General features: G+C 65.8%; 5 protein-coding genes. 4 read left to right on the top strand and 1 reads right to left on the bottom strand.

Translation table 11 applies throughout. The features are described 5' to 3' along the window. On the bottom strand, positions 1-684 hold a 684-nt coding region (locus AC5JJ6_RS35535; protein WP_496046561.1), incomplete at its 3' end, for a glycosyltransferase. Between the two features lie 392 nt (positions 685-1,076). On the opposite strand from AC5JJ6_RS35535, the gene AC5JJ6_RS35540 reads away from it, so the two are divergent. The 4 genes from AC5JJ6_RS35540 (at position 1,077) to AC5JJ6_RS35555 (ending at position 6,345) form a co-directional block, all read left to right on the top strand. Continuing rightward, the gene (locus AC5JJ6_RS35540; protein ID WP_496046562.1) at positions 1,077-1,733 is read left to right on the top strand and encodes a sugar transferase; all 657 of its coding nucleotides are present in this window, start codon (positions 1,077-1,079) and stop codon (positions 1,731-1,733) included. 52 nt (positions 1,734-1,785) lie between these two features. Continuing rightward, on the top strand, positions 1,786-4,101 hold the full coding sequence (locus AC5JJ6_RS35545; protein WP_496046563.1) for a GumC family protein: 2,316 nt from the start codon (positions 1,786-1,788) through the stop codon (positions 4,099-4,101). A 1-nt stretch (position 4,102) separates the two neighbouring features. Next, entirely contained in the window at positions 4,103-5,329 is a 1,227-nt protein-coding gene (locus AC5JJ6_RS35550; RefSeq protein WP_496046564.1) for an endo-1,4-beta-xylanase, read from the top strand. Between the two features lie 305 nt (positions 5,330-5,634). Continuing rightward, positions 5,635-6,345: a response regulator gene (locus AC5JJ6_RS35555; protein ID WP_496046565.1), complete on the top strand. Its 711-nt coding sequence runs from the start codon at positions 5,635-5,637 to the stop codon at positions 6,343-6,345. The last annotated feature ends 210 nt before the right edge of the window (positions 6,346-6,555 follow it).

Here is a 6,555-nt window from a genome sequence, read left to right on the forward strand (position 1 = left end):
AACCCGGCCTTGAAGCCCGCGACATGCCCGATCGCCGTCTCCGGCGATTGCGGCTGTCCAGTCGCGGTCCCGGCACGGCGCCGAAGCCAGGGCCTCGAGCAATTCCCCGGTGCCCTTCCGATCGCCGACACGTCCCAGGAACAGTATCCGCAGCTTTCCCGAGGCTGGCCGCGACGGCACCTGGGCCGGTCCCTCGACCGCATTGACCAGGATGGTGATCTTGGGCATGTCCGGACCAAAGAACTCAGTGACGAAGTCGCGCCAGTATTCCCCCAGGACAACGATCTCGGTGGCCAGACCGAGTGTTCGGCGCAGCAGCCGCCGTTCCCTGGGGCTTGCCTTCTCGCACTGCTCACGAAAATTGGCTCCGTGCATATGCAGCACGACCGGGACGGAAAAAAGACGGGCTATCGCCATGATCACTCCCTTGCGGGCCACGCTGCCGTACTCCGCCATGTGGACATGCACGAGGCTGGCGCGTCCGAGCGCGCAGGCGAAGAACAGCCGGACCAGGGCGCCGAGAAAAAAGAGCGGCATAAGGTACCGAGATCCGGGACCGTAGGTATCGACGACGGCGAAGGCAGGGGCGCCGGTGGTCCGGGCGAGCTCCCGCGTGAAATACGAGACGATTCTGCCGATGCCGCCGCGGGCCCGGGTGCCGCCAGGAGTCGCAATATAGATCATAGGGGCGCTCTTTTTGTCCTGCTGCGTGGAAGGTCGCTCGGCATGCGGATGCATAAGACGATGCACAAGAGGGAGCAGCGCCGGGCGGTACGCGGCGGACAATAGGGCGTTAAGCTTATATTAACCTTAAGGCTGGGCAGCAAAGTCGCGAATATTTCGCTCCGGCCCTCGCGTCGGCGCCTGAAGCTGCCGAAAAACCCGTGCGCAGGGGAAAACCCATCGCGCCGAGGGTAAAAAATCCGCGCGCTTAAGGTTAAGATAATGTTAACGCCGTATAGAAGGGCTCATCAGGGCGCGGGGGTCACGATCCCGTCGTAAGGACGCCCGACAGCGAGGCATTTATGATGAGCACCAACCTTTCTTTTGCCAATAGCACCACGCCGAATGGATCTTTGCATCTCCTGGACCCTCAGGCGCCGGAGTTTGCGGATGAGGCGCTGACGCCTTTTCAGCAGGCCGCCAAAAGGGTGCAGGACACCGTACTGGCTGCCGGTCTCCTTCTGGCGCTGGCCCCCTTGCTGCTGATGGTCGCCGCGGCGATCCGGATGTCGAGCCCGGGGCCGGTCCTGTTCAGGCAGCCGCGCTGGGGGTACCGGGCCACGGTGTTCGATGTCTACAAGTTCAGGTCCATGTACGAGGACCGCAGCGACCGGCTGTGCCGGCAGCAGACGGCGCACCGGGATCCCCGCGTGACGCCGCTCGGCCGGTTCCTGCGGCGCACCAGTCTCGACGAGCTGCCGCAGCTGATCAACGTCCTCAAGGGCGACATGTCGCTCGTGGGCCCGCGCCCCCACGCTCTCGGCATGACCGTCGAGGGACGCCGGAACGCCGACGCGGTTCCCGGGTATTTCCAGCGCTACCAGGTGAAGCCCGGGCTCACCGGGTTGGCCCAGGTCAGCGGTTACCGAGGCCCGGCCGATACCGTCGAACACCTGGCCCAGCGCGTCAAGCACGACCTGGACTACATCCGGCGATGGTCTCTGGTGCTCGATATCGGGATCCTGTTCAGAACGGCTTTCACGGTCCTAAACGACCGGAACGCCCGGTGACATCCCAAGTCCCGTCCGTGACGCCGCTGTTTCTCCTCCCCAGGAACCTGACATGACTGACGCCCCGAGCCCCATGATGGAACACCCCGAACCTGCGGTCACGCTGCGCGACATCGTCAACGTGCTGAGGCGTCACGGCCGGTGGATACTGGTCGGGAGTGTTCTCGCCGTCGTGCCGGCGGTGGCGGTGCTGTCGCAGATGCCGTCCCTTTACCGGGGCGAGGCGACCGTCATCCTGGACCTGCGCCGGTCGGCCATACCCGGCCTGCCGGATGGGGCTCCCGCTCAGCCCAGCACCATCGACCCGGCGGTCCTGCGCAGCGAGGTCAGCCTGCTGCGCAGCCGACCGGTCGCGCGCGAGGTCATCGTGGAGCTCGGCCTCGAATCGGAACCGGAATTCCGGAAGCCGGGCAAGCTGCAGGTCCTGGCCCGGACGGCGATCGAGTACGGCGACTCGCTGGGCCTGCCGGCCAGCGACGCGGCCGAGTGGCTGCGCCGCGAGCTGGCCAGCGGCGATGAGGCCGGGGAGGCGGAGCCGCCCATCCCCGGAGACCCGCTCGAAGAAGTGATCAACGCTTACCAGCGCAAGCTGACGATCGGCAACGACGGGCGCTCCTATCTGATCAGCGTCTCGTTCATGTCAGAAAACCCTGTCCTGGCCGCGCGGATCATCAACACCCACGTGGCGGCGTATGTCCGGTCGCAGACCGACCTGAAGCGCGCGGTCGGGCGAAACGCCGCGGCCTGGCTGAACGACGAGATGGAAACGCTCCAGACCAAGGTTCGCCGGGCCGAGGAGGCGGTCCAAGGCTTCCGCGAGTCGAACCAGATCGTCAACGCTAAGGGCAACACGGTGCTGACACAGCAGATCGCCGAGATCAATTCGCAACTGATCCTGGCCTCGGCGGAGCGTAGCGCCCGGGAAGCCCGCCTGCTCCAGGCGCGCCAGCTGACGCGCAACGGCGCGGCCGACCAGGGCATGGACGTCATGAACTCACCACTGATCCAGCGGCTCCGCGAGCAGGAGGCCGGCGCCCTGCGGCGCGAGGCCGAACTGCGGAACCGGCTGGGACAGCGCCACCCCGATCTGCAGACCGCCCAGGCGGAACTGCGGGACCTGCAGGACAAGATCGGATCGGAGATCCGGCGGATCCTCGAGAGCCTGTCCAACGAGGTCGCGGTCGTGCAGGCCAAGGAAACCGCCCTTAGGGAACAGCTCACCATCCTCGAGCAGCGCTCGGCCGCCACCGAGCACGCGGAGATCACCTTGCGCGAGCTGGAGCGCGAGGCAGGAGCCAGCCGGAACCTTTACGAGAACCTGCTCGCCCAGCGCCAGCTGATCGGGGTGCAGCAGGGCCTTCAGCAACCGGATGTCCGGGTCGTCTCGGAAGCCACGGTTCCGATGAAGCCGAGCTCGCCAAAGACCCTGCAGACCGTCGTCATGGTCATGGCCATGTTCGGGCTGCTCCTGACCGGCCTGGCCTTCATGCGGGAGTTCCTGTTCCGGGGCATCAAGGGAACGGCGGACCTTGAGCGGGTCGCAGGGGTGCGCTGTCTCGGCACAATTCCCCTGATCCCGCGGCGGCTCACGCGGAAAGGGAACCCCGCCGAAGCGGTGGTCGATCAGCCGCGCTCGCGCTTCGCCGACGCGATACGGTCGCTTCGGGGATCCTTGCCGCACGCGGCCGGAGGGCAGATGCCCCGGTCCCTGCTGATCACGTCGGCGCTGCCCGATGAGGGCAAGTCGACCCTCTCGGTCGCCCTGGGCCGCAGCCTGGTGAATTCCGGATACCGCGTGCTGCTGGTGGATGCGGATCTGCGCTGCCCATCGGTTGCGTCAACGCTGGGCGACCGGTCGCCCGAAGGTTGGCTGAACGACATCCTTGAGGCCGGGGACAGCGATGCCTGGCCGGTCAGGACGGACCCCCACAGCCGCCTAAGCTACCTGGCAAGCCGCGAAACCGACGCGGCGCCGCAGGACCTTCTGGGATCGACGGAAATGCGGGCCGTTCTGGCACGGGCCGCCAGGGAGTTCGATATCGTCCTGGTGGACGCGCCACCGGTCATCGCGGTTTCCGATGCCCTGATCCTCAGCCGGATGGTCGAGGCCACGCTGCTCGTCGCCTGCTGGCGGCGCACGCCGAAGGACGCCCTTGCCCTCACTATGTCGCAACTGGCCCATGCCGGCGCGCGCGTCGTCGGCGCGGCGCTCAATCGGGTCGATGTCAAGCGCGGGGTCTTCGCTTCGGGCGATCCAGAGGCCTTCCGCCGCCACACGGACCGCTACTATGCGGGGACACCGAAACCGCGGCGGCGCCTCGGTTCACGCCTGCGTAGCGAGCCGCATGGCTGGCAGGAGGCCGCCTGACATGCACGCGACAGCCACGAGCGCATGGGGCACGGCAATGCTGAACGGGTCCAGGCTTGGCCGGCGGGCCTTCCTCCGAGGCGCCGGCGCCTCCCTGATCGCAGCCACCGGGCCGGTCCTTATTGGTCCGGCGTTTGGGGAGGATACCGGTGCCCACGGCGATCCGGATGCCGGACCCGGCACCGATCCGGCCGACCCGACCCTCAAGGAGCGGGCCGGCCGCAAAGGCATCCTGTTCGGCGCGGCCGCGCGATCCGGGGATCTACTCGGAAACTCCGCCTATGCTGAAGCGTTCGCCCGGGAGTGCGCCCTCCTTGTTCCCGAATGGGAGGCGAAATGGGGCGCTATCCGCCCCGGACCGGACGAGTTCACGTTCGATGCGGTCGACCAGCTCTGGGATTTCACCCGCCGGCACGGCCTGGGTTTCCGGGGGCATGCCCTGGTCTGGCATGAGCATGTGCCGCGCTGGCTTGCCGAGATCGGCGGCGCCAAGGCGCGCCAGGCGCTGGAAAGCCATATCCGGCGCGTCTCCTCGCGATATCCCGGGGTCCAGTCGTGGGACGTGGTCAACGAGGCTATCCAAGTGGATGACGGCCTGCCCAACGGCTTGCGGGACTCGGTCTGGCTGAAGGCGATGGGTCCTTCCTATATTCACGAAGCCTTCGTCATGACGCGCGAAGCCAATCCCGAAACGGTGCTCGTTTACAACGACTACGGGGTCGACTACGGCGACCGGGCGAGCCGCAAGAAGCGGACCGCTCTCCTGCGCCTGCTCGAGACCTTGAAAAAACAAGGGGCGCCGGTCGACACGCTCGGCATTCAAGGGCACCTCAATCCGTCGCGCAGCTTCGACGCGCGGTCGTTCCAACATTTTTTGCGCGAAGTCGCCGATCTGGGCCTCGGCCTCTACATCACCGAACTGGACGTGAACGACCGGGACCTGCCGCCGGAAGCCCGCGATCGCGACCGCCAGGCGGCGGACCACGCGCTTGAGTATTTGGAAACCGCACTGGCCGAGCCGGCCGTTCAGGCCGTGTTTACCTGGGGTCTGTCCGACCGGTTCACATGGCGCAACGAGTTTTCCTACAGTCGCCGACGGGACGGGCTTCCCGCGCGGACCCTGCCGCTGGACGCCGAAATGCGCCGTAAGCCGCTCTGGACGGCGATTGCGCGGGCTCTCGACGGCGCAGCGCCGCGCGGCGGCAAGTCGGGGACCGAGAAGCCTTAACCCCCTTACCGAAGGAACAGATGCTCCTCCCGTTCAGTCTAGTTTCTTCGTAAGATTTAGCCCAGAATAGGATTTAGCGAAACCTTATAGCGTAAACGTTATGTCTGCCGTAACGCCAGATTTATTGAGGAAATAGGTATGAACGGTTATGATCTATACCTGAAGTTTTACAAACGGGTGGAAAGATTATTCCGAACTACAACGACCATAGCTGCTCCTGGAAGTTGCCGCATGCCGAAAGGCGATTCGAGCTCGGTCGCCTCGGACCTGACCGGCGCATGGTCGGACTATCCTGGTGCACGGCCATGAGAATTCTATACATTGAGGATGACGACATACTGGCCCAGTATGTTCAGGTCGGACTGAAGCCGACCGGGTTCGCGGTCGACCGGGTGACAAACGCGGAGGACGGCAGGCTTGCCCTGTCCGCCGTCGCTTATGATGCGGTCCTGCTGGACTTGAACCTGCCAGACGCCGACGGCATCACGCTTCTCAAGAAGCTTCGGGCCGAACGCAACACCACGCCCATACTGATTCTGTCCTCGCGCCGCCGGACCGACGAGCGCATAACCGGACTTCATGCGGGGGCGGACGATTATCTTCCGAAGCCTTTCGAGGTGGGGGAACTCGCGGCGCGGCTGCATGCCGTGACCCGGCGGTCCAGACGGCTCAGCAGCGATCTAGCCTGCGGCAACCTGACTTTCATGCCCGAGGACCAGACCGCGAGCGTGATGGGACAGCCGCTGTGCCTGCGCCGCCGGGAGGCAGCCGTTCTCGGCTGCCTTCTCCGCAATCCCGGGCGGCCGGTGTCCAAGCCAGTCATCGAGGAGCAGCTCTACGCCTTTGGCGAGGAGGTCGCATCGAACTCAGTCGAGGTCCACGTCCACAACCTGCGTAAACAGCTCGCCGGCGCCGGGGCGACGGTGAGGATCGAAACCCGCAGGGGCATCGGCTACATCCTTGTGGAGGTGCTGGCGGATCAGGAGTCCGGAGGGCGCGGGGCGCGGTCACCGTGAAACAGGCCCGCGAGCGGAGGGATGGTTTTCCATCCCCCCAACATACCTTGATGAAACGAGACCACCCGCCCGCCGCAATCTCCGCGTCGCGGCGGCCAGCCCGGACACCCGCCCCTTGCTCAGCCAGCCATGAACGTCGACACCCCGAACAGTCATCCGGCAGGACGCGCCGACGAGTCCCTGCCCTACCCCACGCCGGAAAATGAAAGG

The sequence above is a fragment of the Skermanella sp. genome (assembly GCF_059503625.1).

What these genes read in the sequence shown, in the direction of transcription:
- AC5JJ6_RS35555 (WP_496046565.1), top strand. Translation starts at nt 5,635, where the DNA reads ATGAGAATTCTATACATTGAGGATGACGACATACTGGCCCAGTATGTT.
- AC5JJ6_RS35550 (WP_496046564.1), top strand. Translation starts at nt 4,103, where the DNA reads ATGCACGCGACAGCCACGAGCGCATGGGGCACGGCAATGCTGAACGGG.
- AC5JJ6_RS35545 (WP_496046563.1), top strand. Translation starts at nt 1,786, where the DNA reads ATGACTGACGCCCCGAGCCCCATGATGGAACACCCCGAACCTGCGGTC.